Genomic DNA, 23,095 nt, shown 5'->3' on the forward strand with positions numbered 1-23,095 from the left:
CCCCTGACACCGCCGCTCTTTGCTTTTCTTCATTAAACGGGCTATCATTCGCGACCAAGGAGCTTTCCGCTACCGGCCGAATACGACGCCGATCCGTCCATCCTCGATGCGGACCTCGTAGGTCTTCACCCGCACCCGGTCACTGAACAGCGACTTGCCGGTTTTAATGTCGAATTCCCATCCGTGCCAGGGGCAGCGGATGATTTCACCCTGCTTAGCGTAATCATACTGATACACATCTGAGGGCAGGTTGGTGCCGGAGACATACCCGGCACACATGGGCGCCCCCTGATGCGGGCAGTAATTGTTGAGCGCATAAAACTCGCCGTGAATGCGGTAGATGCCGATTTCCCGGCCCTCCAGCTGCACGACAATGTGCCCGCCTTCGGGAACTTCGGCTGTGTCTGCCACCATGTGAACCGCCATGTTCTCCCTCCGTGGTTACAATTTGTACAGCTTCTTCGCATTTTCATAGAAAATTTTGCGTCTCGCTTCCGCGGTGAGCTTGCGCAGGATCATCCCCGGGTCGTCAAAATCCCAATGCGGATAATCGCTGGAATACATCAGAATATTCTCCGCATCAAACATGTTAAACAGATCAACCAAATGCTGCGGATTGTCCGGCTCCTCGATCGGCTGGGTCGTCAGGTAGCAGTGGTCGCGGATATACTCACTCGGCATCCGCTTAAGCCACGGCACGGTGGATCGCAGTGCCTTGTAGTTCTTATCCAGCCGCCACATCAAGGGAGGCAGCCAGGACACGCCGCCTTCCACCAGCACAAGCTTCAGGCCGGGATACTTCACGAACACACCCTCGGTCACAATGCTCACCAGATGAGCCATAAACGTCTGTGACAGGTTCGTGTGCCACTCGATATACCGGGCGGGATAACCGACCGCGGTCGGTGCCGTAGAACTGCCTGCACCCTCGGCTCCCGGGTGAATTGCCACCGGAAGTCCGTTCCGCTCGGCCGCTTCATAGATCGGATGATAATAGCGGTGTCCGAGCGGGGAGCGGGCTGCGCTGGAGATAATCACCTCGACGATGTCGGGATGACCCGCCACGCGATCAATCTCCCGGGCGGCAAGCACCGGGTCCAGTGTGGACACGGCAGCAGCTCCCTTGAAGGATGGATGCCGGCCGAGCCACTCGTTGATCAGAAAATCATTGTACGCCGAGCAGATCGCTGCCGCGAAATCCGGATCATGCGTCGCCGAAATATTGTAGACAACACCTGTCAGCACGGCGAATTCCACCTCATAAGGCTCAATCAATTGCTTGATTATAAGCTCCGGATCGGAACCGGCTTTGCCGCCTTGCGGCGGGATGGCGTCCTTCTTCATGACACCGACCGGGGAATAATATCCGGAGCCCGCCCAGCCCACGCCGGAGCGCGCCACCCGGGAGCGCCAGGGCTCGGGCAGATAAGGAATAAGTGCGGCGTCGTCCTGCTCGTTATGGATGTCCGTATCGATGATTTTCATGCGTTCTTTCATGTTGGCCCCTCACTTTCGAGGTGATTTGGTTACTTCTTGCCGTAGGTGCGGTTGTAGGCTGTATTGTACATATTCAACAGGTCGTCGGAGCCAAGCTTCTTGGCATCGTCCAGGAACTGCTTGTAAGTCTCATCATTGATTGGCGTCTTGCCGGTAACAAATTCTGTCAGGCGCTGTTCCAGGAATTTATTCAGGTTGTTCAGCTTGGATTTCTCCAGCTCAAGCTCTTCCTCGGTCTTGACAATCTGCTTCGGCGCCGGGATGATGAACGGCTCGTAGCGCTTGTTGATGTCCTTGCTCTTGTCGCTCAGGCCGCGCTCCCACACCTCGCGGGATTTGGCGTTGTTCAGTGTGATCAGGTCATACCAGACGCCCCATTCCTTGCGGAGCGTATTGAACGGCGAGGTGCCGAATTCCTTCATGTATACCGGCTTGCCGTCTTCCATGGTGTAGGTCTTGCCCTCGATGCCGAGGGACAGGTAGTTCGAGCCCTCCTCACTGACAAGGAAGTCCATAAATTGAACTGCTCTTTCCTTATCCTTGACCTTCGCCGATATTGCACGGCCGGAGCCCCCGATTACCGGACGGGAATACTGGTAGTTCTTAATACCGTCTGCCGCAAACAGCGGGAGGGCATCCAGTTCATAATCAGCGATGCCGGCTTTGCGTGCCTTATCAACGAGCGACTCGAGGTCGGCTTTCCAGAAGTACGTAACCAGCGACTTGCCGGTCAGTATCCGCTCTTCCCACTGGGCCTGTGTCAGCATCCAGAATTCGGGATCCAGCAGCTTTTCGGAATACAGCTTGTTCATGAACACCAGGGCATCCTTGTAGCCGTCATGATACGGTGCGAACGCATACTGGTCCGTTGTCGGGTCGATGTTATAAAAGCCCTGGATGCCGGTAAATGCCCGGCCCATGACCGTATACAGTCCTGTGTCGCCTATGATTGCGTTGTTAATGAGCGGGTAGGATTTCGGCTCTTTTTCCTTGAAATCCTTCAGCAACTGGTAGAACTCATCAACCGTAGTCGGCTCTTTCAGGTTATATTTATCGAGCAGATCCTTGCGCGTGTACCAGATGAAGTTGAAGCCTTTGCCTGCGGCATCTCCCTCAATGACGGGAACGGTGTAAATGCCGCCGTCCGAGCCGGTGGCGACCGCCTTGGCCTCAGGGTAGTCCTCGTAGAATTTTTTCAGATTAGGGGCCTTATCCAGATAGTCGTTCAGATTCAGAAAAACCTTCTCGGGACCGTGCTCCCGGCCCTCCTGGTTATCTACCTGCATGAAATCGGTGACGGAATTGGTGGCGATCATGATCTGCTTCTTCTCCGCCAGTCCTTCCTGGCTGACAATGTTGAATTTGATGCTGACGCCGGTTTTCTTCTCGATTTCCTTAAAAATCTCCCAGTCCTCCCGCACCTTGCCCTCGACCCGGTCATACACGAGCCAGGAGAAGGTGACCGGCTTGTTCGGATCGTTCCCGCTGGACCCGCCGCTGGAGCAGCCTCCGGCGATCAGCCCGGTAAGCATGCAGAATATTAAGACCCCAATCCATTTCCTCTTGTTCACGATTCAGCCTCCCTTTTTTCTTATCAAAAATCATTTCTATATAGCCATAGATTGCGGACAATCTAGAACTATCCCTTGATGCCTCCAATCATTGCTCCCTGTACAAAATACTTCTGAACGAACGGATATACACAGAGAATCGGCAGCGTCGCAATGATAATGATGGCGTATTTCAGCGTTTCCAGGTGGGTCAGGTCGCCCTCGCCCTGCACGTTCGTGCCGGCGACGAGAATGTTGCGCAGCATGATCTGCAGCGGATAGAGGCTGCGGTCGTTCAGGTAGATCAGCGCATCGAAGAATGCGTTCCACTGGTTTACCGCCGTAAACAGCCCGATGGTCACCATAACCGGCATGGATAAAGGAAGCACGATGCGCAGCAGTACCTGCAGCGAACCGGCACCGTCAATCGTAGCGGCATCCTCCAGCTCCTCGGGCAAGCCCTCGAAGAAGGTCCGCATGATGAACAAATACCATGTACTTACCAGTGAGGGCAGAACGATGGCCCATATCGAGTTCAGCAGTCCGAGCTTCTGGACAACGAGAAAGGTCGGGATCATGCCGCCGCCGAACAGGAGCGTAAACGCGGCGAGCAGCAGGATGGTGCGGCGTCCGGGCAGCCATTTTTTGGCGAGGGGATAGGCCATCATGGACGTGACCAGCAAGGTCAGCACGACCTGGGTAGCTGTGTAGCGGATCGTGTTCCAGTAGCTCACCCAAAGATCCGGATTGTAGATCAGCTGATCATAGGCAATAAACGTAATCTGCTTCGGCCAGAGCAGTACATCCCCGCTTGCGACCAGCGCGTTGTTCGAGATCGAGGCGGAGAATACATAGACCATCGGGTAGATCATGATGATCATGAGCAGAATCATCAGGATAACGTTGAAGACATCAAATATGCGGGAGCCGAGGCTTTGTTTAATTTTCATACACTTTCCTCCTTATGCCTTCTTACCATAGGCTGGTTTCCGAGTGTTTCCGCACGATCCGGTTCGCGGTGACGATCAGAATGAGGCCGATGACCGACTGGAACAGCCCGACCGCCGTAGCGAAGCTGAAGTCGGCATCCAGAATTCCGCGCCGGTAGACGAATGTGTTGATGACGTCGGAGGTTTCGTAGTTCATGGAGTTGTAGAGCAGCAGGATTTTTTGAAAGCCGGATTCCATGAAGTTGCCCAGCGTCAGAACGAACAAAATAATCATGACCGGCAGCATGCCCATAAGCGTAATATGGCGCATCTGCTGAAAGCGGTTGGCCCCGTCCATTTTGGCAGCTTCATAAAGCGTCGGGTCAATGCCTGCAATCGCGGCCAGATACAGGATGGTGCCCCAGCCGACCTTCTGCCAGATTTCCGAGCCGACGTAGATCGTCCGGAACCATTCGGGCGTCCCGAGAAACGAGATCGGCTCCATATCAAACACCCGTACAAGAAAATGATTCACGACCCCTGTGGTCGGAGACAGGAAGGTGACCAGGATGCCCGCGATAACGACCGTGGACAGGAAATGCGGCATGTAGCTGATGCTCTGGACGATTCGCTTGAACAATTTCCCTTTCAATTCATGGAAGAGCAGGGCCAGAATAATCGGCGTCGGAAAATGAAACAGGAGATCGTACACGTTCAGCATGATCGTATTGCGGATTAGCTTCCACGAGTCCGGCGTCACATAGAAGAATTCGATAAAATGCTTCAGCCCGACAAACTTGCTGTCCAGGATGCCCCGGCCGACCGAATAGTCCTGGAACGCGATAACAATGCCATACATGGGGACGTACTTGAAAATAATGTAGTACAGAATTCCGGGCAGCATGAGCAGATACAGCACCTTGTGTTTTTTGAAGAGATTCCAGCGATAGGCGCGTTTGGACACGGACGATGACCTCCTTGTGAACAATCCTCTTTCATCCGGGCAGCTGACAGGGACTGAGGATGTCCTGACACCCGGATTTACTGAAGCGCTTACAAAAATATTGGTCTTACTATATCCAACCGGAAAGCGGGCGTAAAGCGCGATTATTTAGAGGATGATCTCATTTTTGCATAGGCTGTCAGGACTGGGCTAAAGGGGCTGTGGATGGAAAAAAAGGAGACTCCGGAAAAAACGGAATCTCCCTGTTATGACTGTAGCTACTGGTGAAGTGCCCGGTATTTGGCGGGGGTGATGCCTTCATATTTACGGAATACACGGATAAAGGAGTTGCGGCCCCAGTAGCCGACCTTCTCGGCAATGTCGTCGATTCTCAGATCGGTTTCCAGCAGCATCTCCTTGGCTTTCATCAGGCGGTAGCGTGCGATGTACTCCACGTATTTTTCCCCGACCTGCTCCTTGAAGGTGCGGCTGAAGTGCCCGACGGACATGTTCAGCGAGGCGGCAAAATGCTCAATCGACAGCTCCTGGTCATAATGCTGGTGGATGTAGTCCAGAATGCCTGAGAATTTGCCGGGGCCTGTGTCCTCCGCCGCTTCGGGGGCGGGAAAGAGGAAAGCGTGAATGTCCCGGAAGAGATTGTTCACCTCATCGATGGTCATGCAGCGGTTCAGCTTGTCGAACAGCCCGGCGTAAAAGGGAACGTTGAAATCCTTGCGCTCCGCTTCTGCCGCACGGATCCATGTGTTCAGAATATCAGCGCACAGCTGCTTTACCTGCACGGCTGTCGCGTTCAGCCTGACCCCTTCCTCCAGAATGGCAAAAGCCGACTGCAGCACCTTGTCGTACTCGCGCGTCTTGCACTGATTCAGCATCCGGTTCACTTCCTGTACGGTCAAAAAGCTGTCAAACCGCTGGGACTCCGGGCTCGTTGACGGACTGCAGATTTCCACCCCGGAATGAAGCCGCCGGCGCTGCAGCAGCGATACGGCGTGCTCGTAGGAGAGATGAAGCTCCTCCACGGTCTGGACGGTGCTGCCAATACCGATGGTTGCTTTGAAATAGTTCGCATAAAGCTGCAGCGCCAGCTTGACGAGATCTGCCTCCTCTTCGGGATGGAGCTGCAGAAACGGGTCCTGGTGGATCACACAGGCCAGGGTGTCCGGCTTCGTCTGGCACAGCCACAAGGAAGCAGGGACCAGTCCGCGGATGCGCTCCTTCAGCTCTGCCATCAGAAAGGATTTGGAGGATTCGGACAGCTGTTCGTACTCCACCTCGTAATGCAGCGCGATGCAGAGGACGGTGCGGGCGGCCTTGCGGCTGTATGGGAAGCTGATTTCGCGGGCATAGGTCTCGATGGAGAGGGCATCGCGGTACTGGCCCTGCAGGATTCTGGCGATAAAATGCTCATGGACAATCGGCATCATTCCGCTGACCAGCTGCGACAGCTGCTCGTTCTCCGATACAATCAGCTTGGAGTAACGCTTGATCACGTCAAAATCGTTGTCCCCTGCGTGCAGCCGTTCTTCCTCAGAACCCCGCGCTTTCAGCCCTTCCTTGATCTCCATGACCGGCGTATAAATCCGGCGGCTTAAATGGTATGACACGATGCTGCCGATGAGGACGAAGAAGAACAGGAAGCCCCAGCACACCAGGCGCGTAATATGCGCGGGCTTCATGAGGGTCTGCATATCGATCATGCTGAGATAGGACCAGGCATCGTCAAAATGGGAGGGAACGAGAGAGACGGCTTTGTTTTCGGCGACGTTGAAGCTGGCGCTTCGGTTGTCAGGCTGGAGTGGAAGGGATGCCAGATCGACCTCCGTCATCGCCCCGGAGCGGCTGAGCACACGTCCGTCGGTGCCGACGATGGCCGTGCCGGCCACCCAGTCTTGTTCGACATGGATGAGCTGCTGCAGCATGCTCTGGTTCAGGTTGACGACCAGGTACACCTCGGGCGAGACGGTATTAAACGGATAGCTCATCAGCACGGGGAGGTCGGAGCCTTGAGGCTCTGAGAAGCCCATCATTTTTTTGCCCTCCAGATCTGTGGAGAAGAGAGCCTGCTCCCTGGAATCCAGCGGGTACCGGATATTGAAGTAGTAGCCCTTGTTCGTGTACATATCGCCATCAATAATCAGATCATGATTGGCAAACACCAGATACGCCTTCGACACCAGCTCGCTCGACTGCAGCTTGACGAGCTGCTCGCGGAGGCTCTGGATCATTTCTGAGCGGTGGCTGCCGTCTGAAAGGCTGCCAGCTTCTTTTAGCAGGGTGCGGATGTTGGAAGTGTTCAGCATGTTGATCATGTTCGTCCTTAGCGACTGGATCTCTGTATTTGCCTGCTCCGTAAAGCGGCTCATGACGATGTCGCTCAGCTTTCGGGCGTCCTCCTCGATCATGCGTACCACTAGCACATGCGTCAGCACGCTTGCAGCCATCACCGGAATGAGGATCAGCACAAAATAGCTGGCAAAGTGGCGCCAGAACAGATTCGCCCGGAAGGACTTCATTCGGGGAAGAGGTAGCATCGGGACACCGCCTTTCGGAATGGATAATACTTTCAGGATGAGACAAACGGGTATGGAAACCATGAGCGATCCAATTTTAGAAAGCGTTTTCAAAATAACATTATTTGTATTATATTTCGCCCACAATCATTGATCAATAAGGAAACAAAGAAAAAAGGCAAAATTCCGCATGAAAACTCACGAAGAAAAATAAGCTGACCCCTCGCTATTATGATACAATGAACGAAGGTTATGAGCCTGGAATCTATGGATAAGGCTGTCTCCCATTCGCCTTTCATAGAGGCTTGTTTTTATTGTAGTGCTCATTGTGGAAAATCATTCTTAGTTTTTCGCAAAATGTTAATATTTTTCATGAATATTCATCAAAATAGGCGCTTATCAATCGCATCTTGGTGGTATAAAAATGTATGGTCTTGCAGGAATGAGGTCCTCTACATAATAGATGCAACTTTTTAAGCCGCAAATGTGTTAATACTGTATAGATATTTACCATTCGCGCGTAATTATTGCCTGGTCTCGGGGCGGAGCTTGTGGAGCAGATTCAGAGGTTTCCTGGAGACAAGGTTTGTTATATCGGAAAGATGATGAACGGGCTTGTGGCCACTTGGTATATTGTCGTGTAACGGCATAGGGGAGAGGGATCGCGATGGGATTGTTTGATGATGATTTTTATTCAACGAAGGTATCCAAACGTAACAAAAAGTGGAGCGGTAAGCCCCTTGGAGCGATAAAGTGGAGAGCAAGAAGAAGGAAGAGAGGCTTGTCGACATTCCAGATTTCTGCGATCAGTTCTGTATGCAGTGCGCTTATTGCTGTTCTCTTGTTCAGCCTGCTGACTGGAAATCCATCTGCCTCTTCGAAGATGGCCATTACCAATGGTAATCCCGTTGCACAGAGCGAAACAGATCCATATGAACGATTGGTGAATGCGGCAGCGAAGGTTCGTCCTTCGGTTGTCAGCATTATAACCCATAAGGATCCTCAGGCCGCTGTTCCGGAACAGCAGGATGGTGATCAGTCTGAATCAGGGGATTTGAAAGATTCATTGGAGGAATTCGACCTTGGAGAGGATTTCGAATTTGATGACGGCTTTAACTTTGATGAGAACTTCGGCTCAGATGATGCGACTTTAGGGTCCGGCATTATTTTTAAGAAAATCGAGAATAAGGCTTTTGTTATTACGAATAATCATGTCATTGACGGAGCGGATACACTTGAGGTCGTGACGGTGGACGGGGAGACCAAACCAGCTGCACTTGTAGGTACTGACCGCGTGAGTGATATTGCGGTTTTGTCCATTGACAGCAAGGGTATCGGAGAGGTTGCGGAATTTGGGGACTCCTCGAAGCTGCGTCTCGGTGAAACGGTGTTTGCGATTGGAAATCCGCTCGGCTTGGGGGATACCCTGACATCGGGCATTGTCAGTTATACGAACCGTGTGATTCCGGTGTCACTGAATCAGGACGGCGTGTTCGATTGGGAGACGGCGGTCATCCAGACGGATGCGGCGATTAACGAAGGCAACAGCGGCGGGGCGCTTGTGGATCTGAATGGTAAAGTGATCGGGATTAATACAATGAAGATCGCGGATATGGGTGTAGAAGGACTGGGATTCGCCATTCCGGCGAACGATATCACAGATGTGGTGAAGGAGATTATCCTGAAAGGGAAGGTTTCCCGTCCATATCTGGGCGTGTACACTGTTGATCTCAGTAACCCTTATGCGCCGCTCAGCAAGCAGGAGATTAAGGATCTCAAGCTGCCGAGTACAGTAACCGAGGGTGTGGTTGTGCTGGATGCCCTGGGACCTGCGAAAAAAGCCGGGCTGAAGCTGAACGACGTCATTACGAAGTTCAACGGCGAGCCGATTAACACCACGCTTGAACTGCGTAAATTTCTCTATCAGAAAACGAAGATCGGCGACAAGCTGGATGTAACCTTTTACCGCGGCGGCAAGGAACAGAGTCTTAAAGTGGTGCTGGAAGAGAAGCCGGAGGAATGATAAGGAAGGGCGTGTCATGCGCCCTTTTTCTGTTTATAGGGAAGAGTAATGATAAAGAGTAAAAATGTGCAGGATGCTGGATTTTCGGGCGGATGATCTGTATTTTCATCATCGTTTCGGACAAAATCATTTCTTTTTGCCACATTGTGTGGTAGAACAGAAGAGTGGTTAACCTTTATAAAAAGGCACATCAGGATGGCGAATGACAGAAAGGATGCTTATATATGTACGTCGTATGCAAGGAACATGTGGAACTGGCGATCGAGAATTTCGTGGATGAGTATGAGGATGCCCCGGACGTTGTTGATCTGAAGGAGACGGAGTTTTCCAACTGGGACCCACCGGTGAAGTGCGCGGAGTGCGAGAAGCATGCAGAATTTTTGGTTGTGTAGCTGGTCAGGGATATTATCATAAATGGATATGAAAAGGGAAGCGTGAGGAATCACGCTTTTTTTGTTGGATAAAGTAAGAGAAGCAGCGTCACCATGTTAAAATGAACGACAGAACAGGCATAGCATAAGGAGCGATCATACGCGATGAATATACAGATTGTATGTGTTGGCAAGTTGAAGGAGAAGTATCTGGTACAGGGGATTGCTGAATACAGCAAGCGACTTGCACCCTATGTGCGTCTATCCGTGCATGAGGTGCCGGATGAGAAAGCGCCCGAGAACATGAGCGAAGCGGAAATGCGTCAGGTGCAGGAAAAGGAGGGAGCGGGAATCCTGAACCACATTAAGCCGGATGCCCACGTCATCGCCCTCGCGATCGGCGGTCAGCTGTGGTCCAGCGAGGAGCTCGCTGCCCATATCGATAAACTTGGCACCTACGGGACAAGCACCGTCGCTTTTGTCATCGGCGGCTCGAACGGCTTGTCTGATGAAGTGTTGAAGCGCGCCCAAACGAAGCTGAGCTTCGGGCGCATGACCCTGCCGCATCAGCTGATGCGGTTGGTGCTGGTGGAGCAGGTGTACCGGGCGGTGAAGATTAATCGGGGGGAACCGTATCATAAGTAGGGCGAAAAATCCCCCGAAACTATCCCACCAATATCGCCAACTTCCTATATAATGTAATAAGTGCAAGCTGGATTTGCCGCAAGCAGTGCAGAAAATAGAGTTGAAAGTTGAGAATGGTATGCCCAAAAACGATAATATGTTGGCGATTCTATGGTTGCTAAATTCAGGTACTAAAATGACTGCAAAACAGATTTCCGAGAAGCTGGAGATCAATATTAGGACGGTATACCGGTATATCGATGCACTATGTGCCAGTGGAGTGCCAATCATATCTGAATCAGGTCATAATGGCGGGTATAGCTTGTTGAATCAGTTTATCAGAGCACCTCTGCTATTTGATATGGAAGAGAAAAAGGCACTCCTTCATGCTGCGGTTTTTGCAAAAGAAGCGGGGTACCCTTTGAGTGAAGCATTAGGCAGTGCAACTGCAAAGTTAAAAATGTATCAAAATCAGGCGCAAGAAAGTGTACTTGACCGCCATTTAGAAGGATTTGAAGTTATAAATGAGAGACGATCTTCTTCTATTCAGCCCGTATTGGTGGAATTGGAACAAGCTATAGATATTGAATTCTCTGTCGAAATTGATTATCGCTCAAACCGTGACGAACAACCTAAGAAAAGGATGATAGATCCCTATGGGTTGGTTTACTGGAACAATAGATGGTATGTGGTTGCATTTTGTCACTTAAGAAGTGAGATCCGTACCTTTCGAGCAGAGCGGATTGTGGAAATTAAACCTACTCAAAACAAATTTAAGCGTCCCGCGGCCTTTTCACCCCGAGGATTTTTTATGCAAAACCTGCTGCCTGATTTAGATGGCAAGGACAGAATCATTTCTTTAAAGATCGAAGGTAGGTCAAATGCATTGGATGATCTATGTCAGCATTGGTTTTTGGGTCATTATCTGAAAGAGCGGACATTAAATCGAGCCATTTTTCGGCTTGAGGAAGAATTTATTCATAACTATGTTCCGAATTTTCTTCTACCTTACGGGAAATCGATTCAAGTCATCGAACCGCAGAGCTTGAAGGAAAAGCTTGTTGCTGTTGCGTCGGAGTTAACGGAATATTATAAACTAAAACAGCTTCACTGACTGCAGATGTCAGTGAAGCTGTTTTATTATGAAGATAATCACTGATTACCGATGGTTGGTATACTTGATGAATTGTAAAACGAGAGGAAATTACAAATGAAAAATACAGTATATCTCTATGTATTTGACACAATGGCGGACTGGGAAATTGGTTACATAACTGCTGAACTGAACTCGGGAAGATATTTTAAAAAAGGGCTGGCTCCATTAAAAATAGTTACTGTGGGAAATGATATGAATCCCGTAACTACCATGGGTGGATTGAGAATACTCCCTGACATCAAGCTGGAAGAGTGCAGCTTCGAAAACACGGATGCATTGATTTTACCAGGTGGAGATACATGGTCAGAAGCAATTCACCAACCAATCATGAAAGCTGTTGAAAAGTGTTTAGAAGAAGGTGTATTGGTTGCGGCGATTTGTGGTGCTACGATACGGCTTGCCCAGACAGGCTTGCTAAATTCACGCCCGCATACAAGTAATGATCTGGAATATCTCAAAATGATCTGTCCCACGTATACAGGTGAAAAGTATTTTAGAACGGAGCCTGCAGTAACGGCTGGAAATTTGATCACCGCATCGGGCATAGCTCCATTAGAATTTTCTGTACATATTTTGAGAGCATTGGATGTATTTCCTTCTGGAGCTTTAGATGCGTGGTATAGCCTTTATAAAACCCATGAATCAAAGTATTTCTATGAACTAATGAATTCAACCCAATAGAATATTTGAATACATAAAAAGAGAGTCCATCCTGTGAAGGATGGACTTAAAACTTTATCCAATGTGGAAGCGGCGGATCATCTTGTTTAACTTTTCGCTCAGCTCATTTAACATTTCAGCGGATTGTTGAAGATTTCTAAATGCCTCATGCTGCTGATCAACAGAAGTATGGATTAACTGAGTCTTAGAGGAAACGGCGTTTGCGACATTAGAAATATCCGAGATGGCGCTAACAACATCCTCCTTAATACGATTTGCAGATGAAATTTCGTTATTAATATCATCAAGTGACTGCAGGATATGACTTATCGTGTCATTTATTGTATTAAATGCTTCATTAGTCTCTATTACGATATGACCTTGATTATTGTTGACCTGTTCAGTTTGATTCATTAAGTCTAGAGTTTTCACAGTGTCCAGTTCTATTGCAGTGATGGTTTCTTCTATCTGTTTGGAAGCCATTGAAGATTGTGCCGCTAATTTTTTCACTTCAGATGCAACTACCGAGAATCCAACTCCGTACTCGCCCGCCCTTGCTGCCTCAATGCTTGCATTCAGAGCCAGTAAATTCGTTTGGCTGGATATTTCATTTAATGTTCCAACAATAGAGCTGATTTTTTTCATTTTTTCTGCAAGGATTTGAACCATTTGAACGATCTCTTTGGTAACGTCCGTTGATGTTTCTGATTGTTCTTGTAAGTCCTTCAGTTTTTCTAAACCTTTTTGAAGAACGATTTTTGCATGGGATGATAGCTGATCCATATGAATGTTATTATTGTTTAATTTATCTATAATATTTGAAAGCTCCAGTATCCTTTGATCTGTTGCTTCAGATAATAGGGCCTGCTTGATAACCCCATCAGCAATTTCTGATATTTCTTTACTGATTTTACTCCCCGTTTCACTTGTTTCTTCAGAGATTAATTTGAACTGTTGCGAGGAATCACTAAGATTATCTACGGTATCTCTGACTGTCGATAGTAATTGTTTGGTTTGATTGGCCATTAAATTAAAGTCCGCAGATAATTCCCCTAACTCGTCACTTGCGAAGGATTTTATCTCGACTGTTAAATCACCCTCAGCCATCCTTTTCACATTATTTTTCAATGTGAGAATAGGACGGTTAATAGACCGTATAACTAATAACCCCAGATATGTACTTACAATTAAACATAGAATGATAATGATGCATGTAATCATAAAGAGAAAAGAATATTCCTCTTTTACATTCTTAAGCATGATTTCGTTGTCATCAAAATATAAGTCACCAATCACATCCAAAGATTCTTCTGCGGCTTCAAACTTTTTAAGCCCCTCTGATTGGGAGAGTAAAAGACCTTGCTCATGATCGTTGGGATTAGAAGAAGATAGTAACTTTACAATCTCGTTGGATATGGCAAAATAATCTTCCTTCAGTTTTTTATGTGTTTGAGCAAGTTCCTCCTCATTCTGGAGATTTATGATATTAGAATAATAAGTGGAGAACCGCTCTTCAATATCTTCTTTTTGACCATTATACTCTTCTAATTGTGCTTTAAATCCATCCGTACCTGGCTCATATAAGTATAAGTTTTTTTCGGCTAAGTACATTTGATGAAAATCGATACCAACCGTACGTAATAGATTTAAATTTTTAGCTCTGCTTTCTAAACTTTCCTCGAGTGAGGCTTGGACATTATGAAGATTGTATAGACCCGTTAATCCTAGCAGGATATTTGTTGCCACTACCACAATGATAATAGAATAGATTTTTGCTCTAATAGACATGTTGAAATTCCTAGTCATAGAAAATAAGCTCCTTTTATATTCTCCAAATAAAATCCAATCAACTTCATTAAGTTTGAAGAATCATGCTCCTTTCTGAGTAAAAAGAACTAGGTAATATTACCCAATCAATAATATCATAACTGCTTTTTTCAGGATATAGAAAGTTACTGAAATTTACCTGTTGTGTCTTGATAATAGAACGTTGATCCTGTTAATAAGTTGTCAGGAGACGTGCATTCGATATAATATACAAAAATAAGGAATTGTGGAGGTTGAACTTCGCCCGAAAAGCGTGAGAGATATTTTCGTGAGCGGTTAAAGACTTTAGTGGAGGAGGCAAAACGTTGGCAACGATCGATGATTTTGCAGCACTGGATATTCGGGTCGGAACGATTAAGGAAGCGGAGTTTTTTGAAGAAGCAAAGATCCCTGCGATAAAGCTTATGATTGATTTTGGACCGGATATCGGGATTAAATCCTCAAGTGCACAAATAACTAAGCGTTACAAGGTTGAGGAGATTGTAGGAAGGCAAATTATAGGAATCGTCAATTTTCCTCCTCGGCGCATTGCGGGTTTCAAATCGGAGGTATTAGTGTTGGGAGGGGTACCGGAAAAAGGAGATGTTATTCTATTAAAGCCAGATACTGAGATACCTAATGGTACTCCTATTGCGTAAAAATAAGGCTGAATCGGTTTCAGTAGATGAGATTGACGCGGTTCAAGCAGCGCGCGATCTAGCGGCGTTCATCGCAGCGCTGCAACAAATTGATCCGTCGGGTGGCCCACCGGGACGGGGTATTCCTTTGGCGCGGCGGGATGAGGAATTCCGGTACTGGCTGGCTCGGTTCGATGGCGATCCTGCGGTGTCTGACGTGTGGGAATCAGCACTTGCTGCGCCTCCGTGGAACGGCCCGCCGGTTTGGCATCACGGCGACTTTGACATGCGTAACTGGCTTGTGCGGAATGGACGCATCACGGGTGTGATCGATTGGGCCACCATGGGCGTAGGCGATCCTGCATGTGATGTCATGGTCGCATGGAAATTGCACTCGCCCGCGGCACGTGATGAGTTCCGCGAGTATCTTCCAACCGACGACGCTACGTGGGCAAGAGCCCGCGGGTGGGTCGTATCGCAGGCGGTGGCAGTGCTGGCTTACTATACGCCGGAAAACAACCCGGTTTTGTACCATGAGGCAAAATCCTGGCTTGAACTGGCATTGTCAGAATGATGATGGACTTTAGAACTGAATGATCACGTTACCCTTTTTACGTTCCGTCTCTACGTATTTGTGTGCATCCGGCAGAGACTCTAGAGGATATCGACGGTCGATGACGGCATTCAGCGATCCTTTGCTGGCGAGCTCCATGAGGAAGCTCAGGTTTGCTTTGTTTTGCATAAGTCCGGCTGTTGCAACAACAGCTCTTTTGCCTTTAAAGAGAGATGTCCGCATCATTTGCAGCAGGGTAGACAATTGGGGCTCGGTAGTTAGATAGATTCCCCTGGCCGTAAGAACATGCTTGCATGCCGGGAAGGAACGTTTGCCTACGGCATCAAAAATAACATCATAGGCTTTGTCCGCCTTGGTGAAGTCTTCGTGTGTATAATCGATAACGAAATCTGCTCCTGCATTTCTTACCATACTTTCGTTGGCACCAGAGCAAACACCGGTTACTTCAGCGCCATAATGTTTGGCTAATTGTACAGCGTAGATACCGACGGCCCCTGAGGCCCCGTATATCAGCACTTTCTGCCCCTTTCGTAATTTCGCCTTATCTCTTAGAAATGTCAATGCGGTGGCCCCTCCGTCGCAGACGCCAACGGCTTCTTCATAGGTAAGGTTGTCGGGTATAACCACAAGCGGGCTCTTTTCGGGAAGGCACTTATAATCAGCGAAAGCACCGAAGTTCTTCACGCTCATTCCCAACACACGATCCCCTGGCTTGAAATGCTGCACGTCCTTGCCAACCTCTTCGACCACTCCAGCCAATTCAGTTCCCCCTACCGCGTATTTGGGCTTGGATAGCCCGTATAACAGTTTAATCATAAACGGATTTCCCTTGCGAAAAGCGCAGTCTGACGGCCCTACCTTAGCTGCTTGAACACGTATGAGAATTTCATCGCTTTCAGGCGATGGCTTGGCGACTTCCTGCATAACAATGACTTCCGGTGAACCGTACGAAATTTGAACCATGGCTCTCATGGCTTTTTCCCTCCTAAAGGTAATTTCACTGCAAAAAAGGCATTTACAACAGGCTCCCCACATTAGAAAATGGATAGGAAAGTAACGACGGATCATGAGATGAGGGTAAGGGATAATGGAAAACATTCTGTACAAATACATGTCGAGATGGACTTCTCTTAACAATGAAGATCAGCAATCCATAGTTAACGAAATTCGTGTGGAGCCATTTGCGAAGGGCTCAATCTTGTTTAAACAGGGAGATATCCCTACCGCATGCTATTTCATCTTGAAAGGCTGCGTCAGGCAGTACTCGGTCGATGAGGATGGCAGAGAGGTCACGTCTAATTTCTACACTGAAGAGCAGGCCATTGCGATTTTTAATCATCACAAGACAGATAAGTCCTCCGATTACACCTTCGTATGCGTAGAGGATTCGGTAATGGTCGTTGGCGATCTGGGCCGGGAAAAGGACATGTACAGCAAACACCCCCAACTGGAATCCATGACCCGCAGAATGGTGGAGGAGAACTTTAGTCACGTCCAAGAGGAGTTCGCTGCGTTTATCGCTTCTTCGCCTGAAGAACGCGTCAAGACACTTCTAATGAAACGCCCTTCTCTTATGGACCGGGTTCCCCAGCATCAACTGGCTAGCTATCTCGGCATTACTCCAGAGTCGCTAAGCCGAATTAAGAAGAGAATCGAGTAAGAGCTTATCTGGTTCGAACACCATCATTGTATCTGGAGAAATGTTTCCTTGCATTGACTTAAGTCAAGAGCCGGATATACAAGAAAGGACACCATCCCAGGTGTCCTTTTAAATTTACGGTTATAAACAGAGCGGTGAATAGCTTATATCGGACACATAAATGATTGTTTATCGTCATAAATTTTGATGTACATCTTGTAATTGGACACCGACCAGAATCGTAAATGGTGAAATACAGGGACGTGCTCCAGCTTCTATCATTATTCATTTTGCCGGCATACAGACGTAGAGGTAGTTGATGGTAACTGCATATATCTAGTAAGCAGGGGTAATTAGTTAATGAGAAAACTTTGAGGAGGCAACGTTATGACTGAGGAGAAGAAAGACGTACAGCGTGAGAACTTAACAACACGTCAAGGCCATCCTGTAAAGGATAATCAGAACATCAGGACTGTCGGCAATCGAGGTCCGGCTACACTAGAGAACTATCATTTTATTGAAAAAATCTCTCATTTCGACCGGGAGGAGGTTCCGGAGCGGGTGGTTCATGCTCGTGGAACAGGGGCATTCGGATATTTTGAAACCTACGGCAAGGTTGGGGACGAACCCGTAGAGAAATATACACGTGCGAAAGTATTTTCCGGGGCTGGAAAGCGGACACCGTTAATGGTTCGATTCTCTACCGTAGCAGGGGCGAAGGATTCGCCGGAGACGGCAAGAGATCCGCGTGGTTTTGCTGTAAAAATGTATACGGAGGAAGGTAACTGGGATCTGGTGGGGAACAATTTGAAAATCTTTTTCATTCGCGATGCGATGAAATTCCCCGATATGATCCATGCATTTAAGGTAGACCCGGCTTCGAACATAGCTAACCCTCAGCGGATGTTTGACTTCGTTTCCCGCACGCCTGAGGCTACTCATATGATTACATTCTTGTTCTCCCCGTGGGGGATTCCTGCAACCTACCGCCATATGCAGGGATCTGGTGTAAACACCTATAAGTGGGTAAATGACAAGGGCGAGGCGGTACTGGTGAAATATCACTGGGAACCTAAGCAGGGGATCCGCAATTTAACCCAGGAGGATGCCGACGCTATACAAGCGAAGAACGTGGCTCATGCGACGCAGGATTTATACGAGGCCATTGAGCGCGGAGATTATCCGGAATGGGAGCTCTTCGTACAAATCATGGAGGATGGTTACCATCCGGAGCTTGATTTTGATCCGCTTGATGATACCAAGCTGTGGCCGGAAGATAAGTTCCCTTGGCTGCCGGTGGGCCGGATGGTTCTGGACCGCAATCCGGTGGATTACCATGCGGAAATTGAGCAGGCTGCTTTCGGCACAGGAGTTCTTGTGGACGGAATGGACTTCTCTGACGATAAAATGCTGCAGGGCCGTACCTTCTCCTACTCCGACACGCAGCGCTATCGCGTTGGTGCCAACTATCTGAAGTTGCCTGTGAATGCACCGAAGGTGCCGGTTCGCTCGAATCAGCATCGGGGGCAAATGGATATCCGGGACCCTAGAGAATCCGGAGAAAATCCGCACATTAACTATGAACCGTCCATGATTGGCGGCTTACAGGAGGCAGGTAACGAGGATCGTCCCCCACACCGTCCTACTTACAATGCGGCGGTAATGAGTGAACCGATCGACCGCCCGAACAACTACGGTCAAGCGGGTGAGACGTACCGCAATTTTGAGGATTGGGAACGCGAGGAATTGATCAAGAATCTGTCCGAAGCGCTTGCGATATGTGATAAACGCATACAAGACGCCATGGTTGAACACTTCACGCAGGCCGATGAAGACTATGGTCGCCGCGTGAAGGAAGGCATCGAAATGAAAATGAAAGAAATCGAGCAGACGAAAACGGAATACAAGATTCCAGGCCGTACTGCGGGTAAATCTAAATATGGCCAAGGCTCAATCGATGCTAATCAAGCGGTAAAAGACGCGGTGAAAAAGAGCCACGAAGCAGATCCATATTAATATATTTAATGATGATCGCGAAGAAGGTTACCCTGTTGACTACAGGGTGACCTTCTTTTTGTTGCTAGAGGGGTTTCGGGGAGTATCATACACCCAACATTAGAAGGCGAGCGGTCAGCCACACGGGTGGATTGTGCTCGCTTTTTTCTATGTTATATGCTGTGAAATTGTATCTATCATGAGCCGTGTTAGGTAGTTAATGGTAACTGAATAACTTCCCTGAGCAGGGGTAAATAAATGATGAGAAACCGTAAGGAGGCACAGCGTTATGGACGACGATCGTAGGATATTAACAACACAGCAGGGCCATCCCGTAAGGGATAATCAGAACATCAAGACCGCTGGCAGTCGGGGGCGGACTACATTACAGAATTACCATTCTATTGAAAAAGCCTCTCATTAGTACTAGGTGTTTGTACATAAAGCGAAGCATAAAAGGGAGAATACAACATGAGAAAAACAACAAGTTTCCTATTCATTATGTTATTGGTTATTAGTATGCTTGGATGCAGCAATCAATCTGGAAAAACAGCGGAACAGCCGCCATCACCAGATGATATATTTATCGAGGAATTTGGAAAGGCCATCAATAAAAGATGGACTGCGCAGGATATGCTGGACGACAAGCTTTCTAAAGAAGTTTACTATGAAAAAAATGCTGAAATTCTAGAAGCTGAGTTAGAGAGCATCGAAAAAAGTCTAGCAAATGTAGAAGATAAGGATTTAAAAGAAACGGGCAGTCAGTATGTTGAAGGTGCAAAAAAACAAATTGAAGCATTTAAAACAACGGATTACGAACTGCAAATTACATATAGTGAAGAATCAGAGAAATTAAGAAAACCTGCACTTATAAAATTGGTTGAGGAATATCATGTAAAGATTGATGAAGAACATAACCAAACATACAGAGACTTTAAAGAACAGGCAGCCGTTATTAATAAAGAGAACGATGCCAATAAGTACGCGGAAACTCTAGGACAAGAAATATCATTCGAAAAGTCAAAAGGTGAGTTTGGCAACATCACGTATAAAGCAATTGTTGAAAATACTTCTGATATTGAATTTGATTCAATAAGCTATGAGGTTCAATACAAAGATAAAGATGGAATTGTAGTTGGCAATGATTCAATTTACCTGGAAAATTTCTCGCCAGGATCAAAACAAAAGGTAGAATTAATACTGGCACCAGAAGATACGAAAACGATATCGATCTCATTGGATCATGTTAATCTGGAACAATAATCGAAAATAAACAGATTATTCGATCCAGAGATGTGCTTCTCCCAATTTCTGTGCTTTAATAAAATAATCAGCATCAACAAGAACATAGAAAGCGGGATTCGATGAAGCGACTAACCATTGGCCTGTTCGCCCATGTGGATGCAGGTAAGACAACTTTTGCGGAACAGCTGCTGTACCATACGAACAGTATCCGGTCGCGGGGGCGGGTGGATCACCAGGATGCCTTTCTGGACAACCACGATATCGAGCGGGCAAGGGGCATTACGGTGTTCGCAGATCAGGCAGTCATGGAGTATAAAGGAGACACCTATTATTTGATAGACACGCCCGGGCACGTCGATTTCTCCCCGGAAATGGAGCGGGCGATACAGGTTATTGATTATGCCATCCTGATTGTAAGTGCGGTTGAAGGTGTCCAGGGCCATACGGAGACGGTATGGCAGCTGCTGCGCAAGCATCAGATTCCGACGTTCTTCTTTATCAATAAGACGGACCGGATTGGCGCGGATGCAGTCAGAACCGAGGCGGATATCCGTCAGCAGTTAACGGAGGACGTATGCGGCATTACAGATGGCTTCACTGACGGCATCATCGGCGAGCCGCTGCGGGAGGCCATGGCGGAGCGCGACGAAGCCTTGCTGGATGCGTTCCTGGAGGGGAGAGAGGATCCCGTATTCTGGCTGGAGTCCCTGCAAAGGATGATAGCGGGGGGTCTTCTCTTCCCATGTGCTTACGGCTCTGCGCTTCAGGATACAGGCGTTATGGAATTTCTGAATCAGCTGCATCTGCTGACGACAACGTCTTATGACGAGAATGCTTCGTTCCTAGGGCGGGTATATAAAATCCGGCACGATGCAGGCGGCACGAGACTCACGTTCATTAAGGCGCTCGGTGGTCGGCTGAAGGTGAGGGAACAGCTTGGCTACATAAGCGGCGGGGTTCAATATAACGAGAAAGTCACACAAATCTTCTTGTTGAACGGCTACAAGTCGCAGCCGGTGGAGCAGGTGGCCGCAGGTGATTTGTTTGCAGTTGCCGGATTGTCCGCCGCCGAGGCTGGACAGGGTCTTGGGTTACTATCAGACAAGTTAGCTTACGAATCAGAGCCAACGCTACAATCGAAGGTGCTATTCGACAATTCGATACATGTACAGAAGGTGCTTGGTGCTTTTCGCACGCTGGAGGCGGAGGAGCCGTCCCTGAACGTCGTCTGGGATGAGAAATTACAGGAGATTTCGATCCGTGTCATGGGATTGATTCAGCTGGAAGTGCTGGAGCAGCTGGTAGGGGAACGATTTGGCTTTGCCATTTCTTTTGGACAACCGCAGATCTTGTATAAGGAAACGATTCAGTCGGCTGTGAAAGGGTACGGCCACTTCGAACCTCTAAGGCATTATGCAGAAGTGCATCTGCTGATTGAACCGGGAGAACGGGGCAGCGGCATTCTGTTCGATAGCAGATGTCATCCCGATGATTTGAACGTCAGCTATCAGAATCTGATTCGGAATCATCTCTACGAACGGGAGCATCACGGACTGCTGACCGGTATGCCTGTCACCGATGTAAAGATTACGCTGCTGAGAGGCCGCGCGCATAAAGAGCATACCCATGGCGGCGATTTTCGTGAGGCTGTCTTCCGAGCGCTGCGGCAGGGGCTGGAGAAGGCTGACAATGTACTGCTGGAGCCTTATTACGATTTCAAAATCAAGGTAGCCATCGATGACATGGGCAGGGTGCTGTCCGATATTCAGCGTGCTTCAGGTACTTTTGATCCGCCGCATATGGACGAAACGCAAGCGGTAATTACGGGCAGGGCGCCTGTATCGACCTTCATGAACTACAGTACCGAATTTGCATCGTTTACGCATGGACGCGGCAGTATTCGCTGTGTGTTCAGCGGCTACGATCGATGCCATAATACAGAGGAAGTTATAGAGCGGATCGGCTACCGCAAAGAAGCGGATCCCATGTATACATCCTCGTCCATCTTTTGCGCCAAGGGGGCAGGTTACTCAGTGCCATGGGATGAGGCGGAGGCTAAAATGCATCTGGAATTAGAACCTTGAATGCCCTAATTGGACATTTCCATGCAAGAATGCACCTCGAGAGAGGTGCATTTTTTGTCGTTCATAATTACAGCAAGATGTGGAAAGTCGGGGGAAGCCCGTTATGTTATTTTATGTGCAGATAAGAATATTCTAATTCGAGATATGAAGGGAGCGGACAGAACGACAGGCTGGCGTAAACATTACAGATCAGAATCCGTGGGGAGTTTTTTAATAGGGGCATAGATATGGTAGGCCGAATCCAGTTGGTGAACGTCATACATACGTCAATGGAAGCCTGGTTAGGCCAGCCCTTATCCTCTGAAATCGAGCCTGAATGGCTCATTCGGAGATACCTGGCTGCATTCGGACCGGCTTCAGTCAAGGACATTCAGGCATGGTCTGGGCTTACACGCATTCTTGAAGTTATAAAGTCTATTCGTCCGCATCTGATCACATTTCGAAACGAACGGGGTGAGGAGTTGTTCGATCTGCCGGATGCACCTAGGCCTGATGCCGATACGCCATCTGCACCGCGGTTCCTTGGCGAGTTCGATAATATGCTGCTTTCCTATGCGGACCGCAGCCGAATCATGGATGAGTCATACCGTAAACGTCTTTTTACATCGAATGGAATTATCCGTGCCGCCATTCTCGTCGATGGTTTCGTCGCTGGAAGCTGGAAGCTGACGAGCAGTCGTGATCATGCTGTTCTGCATATAGAACCATTTCGCGTTCTCTCCAGACAAGATCAAGATGCCTTGTCTGAGGAGGGGATTCGTTTGCTTCGATTTGCAGGTACGCATGGGGGTGCCTCGGAGATAATTTATCACTGACCATTGAAAGGGAAA

The 23,095-nt window shown here is 48.3% G+C and carries 20 protein-coding genes and 1 pseudogene; 13 read left to right on the top strand and 8 right to left on the bottom strand.

Annotated features, from left to right (window positions below):
* Positions 1 to 69: 69 nt before the first annotated feature.
* The 6 genes from BN1234_RS05730 to BN1234_RS05755 form a co-directional block, all read right to left on the bottom strand.
* A complete protein-coding gene (locus BN1234_RS05730) occupies positions 70 to 426 on the bottom strand; it encodes a Rieske (2Fe-2S) protein (protein WP_054955704.1) in 357 nt (118 codons plus the stop codon).
* A 15-nt stretch (positions 427 to 441) separates the two neighbouring features.
* Positions 442 to 1,497 (bottom strand): amidohydrolase family protein, encoded by a 1,056-nt coding sequence (locus BN1234_RS05735; protein WP_054955705.1) that lies wholly within the window; start codon positions 1,495 to 1,497, stop codon positions 442 to 444.
* 29 nt (positions 1,498 to 1,526) lie between these two features.
* A complete protein-coding gene (locus BN1234_RS05740; protein WP_054955706.1) occupies positions 1,527 to 3,068 on the bottom strand; it encodes an extracellular solute-binding protein in 1,542 nt (513 codons plus the stop codon).
* A 68-nt stretch (positions 3,069 to 3,136) separates the two neighbouring features.
* Positions 3,137 to 3,997, bottom strand: coding sequence for a carbohydrate ABC transporter permease (locus BN1234_RS05745; RefSeq protein ID WP_054955707.1), 861 nt, complete (start codon positions 3,995 to 3,997; stop codon positions 3,137 to 3,139).
* Between the two features lie 22 nt (positions 3,998 to 4,019).
* Positions 4,020 to 4,880, bottom strand: coding sequence for an ABC transporter permease (locus tag BN1234_RS05750; RefSeq protein WP_170307996.1), 861 nt, complete (start codon positions 4,878 to 4,880; stop codon positions 4,020 to 4,022).
* A 317-nt stretch (positions 4,881 to 5,197) separates the two neighbouring features.
* On the bottom strand, positions 5,198 to 7,471 hold the full coding sequence (locus BN1234_RS05755) for a helix-turn-helix domain-containing protein (protein ID WP_054955709.1): 2,274 nt from the start codon (positions 7,469 to 7,471) through the stop codon (positions 5,198 to 5,200).
* A 646-nt stretch (positions 7,472 to 8,117) separates the two neighbouring features.
* Here BN1234_RS05755 and BN1234_RS05760 point away from each other — a divergent pair.
* From BN1234_RS05760 to BN1234_RS05775, 5 genes are all read left to right on the top strand, one after another.
* The gene (locus BN1234_RS05760) at positions 8,118 to 9,473 is read left to right on the top strand and encodes a S1C family serine protease (RefSeq protein WP_054955710.1); all 1,356 of its coding nucleotides are present in this window, start codon (positions 8,118 to 8,120) and stop codon (positions 9,471 to 9,473) included.
* A gap of 224 nt (positions 9,474 to 9,697) precedes the next feature.
* A complete protein-coding gene (locus tag BN1234_RS21780) occupies positions 9,698 to 9,865 on the top strand; it encodes a CxxH/CxxC protein (protein WP_082423112.1) in 168 nt (55 codons plus the stop codon).
* A 144-nt stretch (positions 9,866 to 10,009) separates the two neighbouring features.
* Positions 10,010 to 10,489, top strand: coding sequence for a 23S rRNA (pseudouridine(1915)-N(3))-methyltransferase RlmH (gene rlmH, locus BN1234_RS05765; RefSeq protein WP_054955711.1), 480 nt, complete (start codon positions 10,010 to 10,012; stop codon positions 10,487 to 10,489).
* 118 nt (positions 10,490 to 10,607) lie between these two features.
* Positions 10,608 to 11,582 (top strand): helix-turn-helix transcriptional regulator, encoded by a 975-nt coding sequence (locus BN1234_RS05770; protein ID WP_054955762.1) that lies wholly within the window; start codon positions 10,608 to 10,610, stop codon positions 11,580 to 11,582.
* A gap of 96 nt (positions 11,583 to 11,678) precedes the next feature.
* Complete coding sequence (locus tag BN1234_RS05775; protein WP_054955712.1) at positions 11,679 to 12,305, top strand: type 1 glutamine amidotransferase family protein; 627 nt, start codon at positions 11,679 to 11,681, stop codon at positions 12,303 to 12,305.
* A gap of 54 nt (positions 12,306 to 12,359) precedes the next feature.
* Here BN1234_RS05775 and BN1234_RS05780 read toward each other — a convergent pair whose 3' ends face one another.
* Positions 12,360 to 14,072: a methyl-accepting chemotaxis protein gene (locus tag BN1234_RS05780; protein ID WP_170307992.1), complete on the bottom strand. Its 1,713-nt coding sequence runs from the start codon at positions 14,070 to 14,072 to the stop codon at positions 12,360 to 12,362.
* A gap of 344 nt (positions 14,073 to 14,416) precedes the next feature.
* On the opposite strand from BN1234_RS05780, the gene csaA reads away from it, so the two are divergent.
* The gene (csaA, locus tag BN1234_RS05785; RefSeq protein WP_054955714.1) at positions 14,417 to 14,749 is read left to right on the top strand and encodes a chaperone CsaA; all 333 of its coding nucleotides are present in this window, start codon (positions 14,417 to 14,419) and stop codon (positions 14,747 to 14,749) included.
* Positions 14,742 to 15,302: a phosphotransferase gene (locus BN1234_RS05790; protein WP_245640102.1), complete on the top strand. Its 561-nt coding sequence runs from the start codon at positions 14,742 to 14,744 to the stop codon at positions 15,300 to 15,302. The genes csaA and BN1234_RS05790 overlap by 8 nt, the downstream gene beginning before the upstream one ends.
* A 9-nt stretch (positions 15,303 to 15,311) precedes the next feature.
* Here BN1234_RS05790 and BN1234_RS05795 read toward each other — a convergent pair whose 3' ends face one another.
* Entirely contained in the window at positions 15,312 to 16,274 is a 963-nt protein-coding gene (locus BN1234_RS05795) for an NAD(P)-dependent alcohol dehydrogenase (RefSeq protein WP_054955715.1), read from the bottom strand.
* A 115-nt stretch (positions 16,275 to 16,389) separates the two neighbouring features.
* Here BN1234_RS05795 and BN1234_RS05800 point away from each other — a divergent pair, with 115 nt between their 5' ends.
* The 6 genes and pseudogenes from BN1234_RS05800 (at position 16,390) to BN1234_RS05820 (ending at position 23,080) form a co-directional block, all read left to right on the top strand.
* A complete protein-coding gene (locus tag BN1234_RS05800; RefSeq protein WP_054955716.1) occupies positions 16,390 to 16,962 on the top strand; it encodes a Crp/Fnr family transcriptional regulator in 573 nt (190 codons plus the stop codon).
* Between the two features lie 366 nt (positions 16,963 to 17,328).
* Positions 17,329 to 18,957 carry a catalase gene (locus BN1234_RS05805; RefSeq protein ID WP_054955717.1) on the top strand — a complete coding sequence of 543 codons (1,629 nt, stop codon included), beginning with the start codon at positions 17,329 to 17,331 and terminating at the stop codon, positions 18,955 to 18,957.
* A gap of 268 nt (positions 18,958 to 19,225) precedes the next feature.
* Positions 19,226 to 19,357: pseudogene (locus BN1234_RS22205) on the top strand (catalase); the annotation flags it as partial.
* A 50-nt stretch (positions 19,358 to 19,407) separates the two neighbouring features.
* Positions 19,408 to 20,199: an FxLYD domain-containing protein gene (locus BN1234_RS05810; RefSeq protein ID WP_054955718.1), complete on the top strand. Its 792-nt coding sequence runs from the start codon at positions 19,408 to 19,410 to the stop codon at positions 20,197 to 20,199.
* A gap of 101 nt (positions 20,200 to 20,300) precedes the next feature.
* Complete coding sequence (locus tag BN1234_RS05815; protein WP_054955719.1) at positions 20,301 to 22,265, top strand: elongation factor G; 1,965 nt, start codon at positions 20,301 to 20,303, stop codon at positions 22,263 to 22,265.
* A 227-nt stretch (positions 22,266 to 22,492) separates the two neighbouring features.
* The gene (locus tag BN1234_RS05820) at positions 22,493 to 23,080 is read left to right on the top strand and encodes a winged helix DNA-binding domain-containing protein (protein WP_082423113.1); all 588 of its coding nucleotides are present in this window, start codon (positions 22,493 to 22,495) and stop codon (positions 23,078 to 23,080) included.
* The last annotated feature ends 15 nt before the right edge of the window (positions 23,081 to 23,095 follow it).

Origin of the sequence: Paenibacillus dakarensis (assembly GCF_001373415.1) — a bacterium.
GTDB lineage: Bacteria > Bacillota > Bacilli > Paenibacillales > Paenibacillaceae > Paenibacillus_AQ > Paenibacillus_AQ dakarensis.

Excerpts from the sequence above, each read along its gene's own strand:
- BN1234_RS05735 (WP_054955705.1), bottom strand. The coding sequence starts at position 1,497 with ATGAAAGAACGCATGAAAATCATCGATACGGACATCCATAACGAGCAG.
- BN1234_RS05795 (WP_054955715.1), bottom strand. The coding sequence starts at position 16,274 with ATGAGAGCCATGGTTCAAATTTCGTACGGTTCACCGGAAGTCATTGTT.
- BN1234_RS05750 (WP_170307996.1), bottom strand. The coding sequence starts at position 4,880 with ATGCTGCCCGGAATTCTGTACTACATTATTTTCAAGTACGTCCCCATG.
- BN1234_RS05775 (WP_054955712.1), top strand. The coding sequence starts at position 11,679 with ATGAAAAATACAGTATATCTCTATGTATTTGACACAATGGCGGACTGG.
- BN1234_RS05810 (WP_054955718.1), top strand. The coding sequence starts at position 19,408 with ATGAGAAAAACAACAAGTTTCCTATTCATTATGTTATTGGTTATTAGT.
- BN1234_RS05800 (WP_054955716.1), top strand. The coding sequence starts at position 16,390 with ATGGAAAACATTCTGTACAAATACATGTCGAGATGGACTTCTCTTAAC.
- BN1234_RS05770 (WP_054955762.1), top strand. The coding sequence starts at position 10,608 with ATGCCCAAAAACGATAATATGTTGGCGATTCTATGGTTGCTAAATTCA.
- BN1234_RS05780 (WP_170307992.1), bottom strand. The coding sequence starts at position 14,072 with ATGTCTATTAGAGCAAAAATCTATTCTATTATCATTGTGGTAGTGGCA.
- BN1234_RS05730 (WP_054955704.1), bottom strand. The coding sequence starts at position 426 with ATGGCGGTTCACATGGTGGCAGACACAGCCGAAGTTCCCGAAGGCGGG.
- BN1234_RS05745 (WP_054955707.1), bottom strand. The coding sequence starts at position 3,997 with ATGAAAATTAAACAAAGCCTCGGCTCCCGCATATTTGATGTCTTCAAC.
- BN1234_RS05815 (WP_054955719.1), top strand. The coding sequence starts at position 20,301 with ATGAAGCGACTAACCATTGGCCTGTTCGCCCATGTGGATGCAGGTAAG.
- BN1234_RS05755 (WP_054955709.1), bottom strand. The coding sequence starts at position 7,471 with ATGCTACCTCTTCCCCGAATGAAGTCCTTCCGGGCGAATCTGTTCTGG.
- BN1234_RS05805 (WP_054955717.1), top strand. The coding sequence starts at position 17,329 with ATGACTGAGGAGAAGAAAGACGTACAGCGTGAGAACTTAACAACACGT.
- BN1234_RS05760 (WP_054955710.1), top strand. The coding sequence starts at position 8,118 with ATGGGATTGTTTGATGATGATTTTTATTCAACGAAGGTATCCAAACGT.
- BN1234_RS05820 (WP_082423113.1), top strand. The coding sequence starts at position 22,493 with ATGGTAGGCCGAATCCAGTTGGTGAACGTCATACATACGTCAATGGAA.
- BN1234_RS21780 (WP_082423112.1), top strand. The coding sequence starts at position 9,698 with ATGTACGTCGTATGCAAGGAACATGTGGAACTGGCGATCGAGAATTTC.
- rlmH (WP_054955711.1), top strand. The coding sequence starts at position 10,010 with ATGAATATACAGATTGTATGTGTTGGCAAGTTGAAGGAGAAGTATCTG.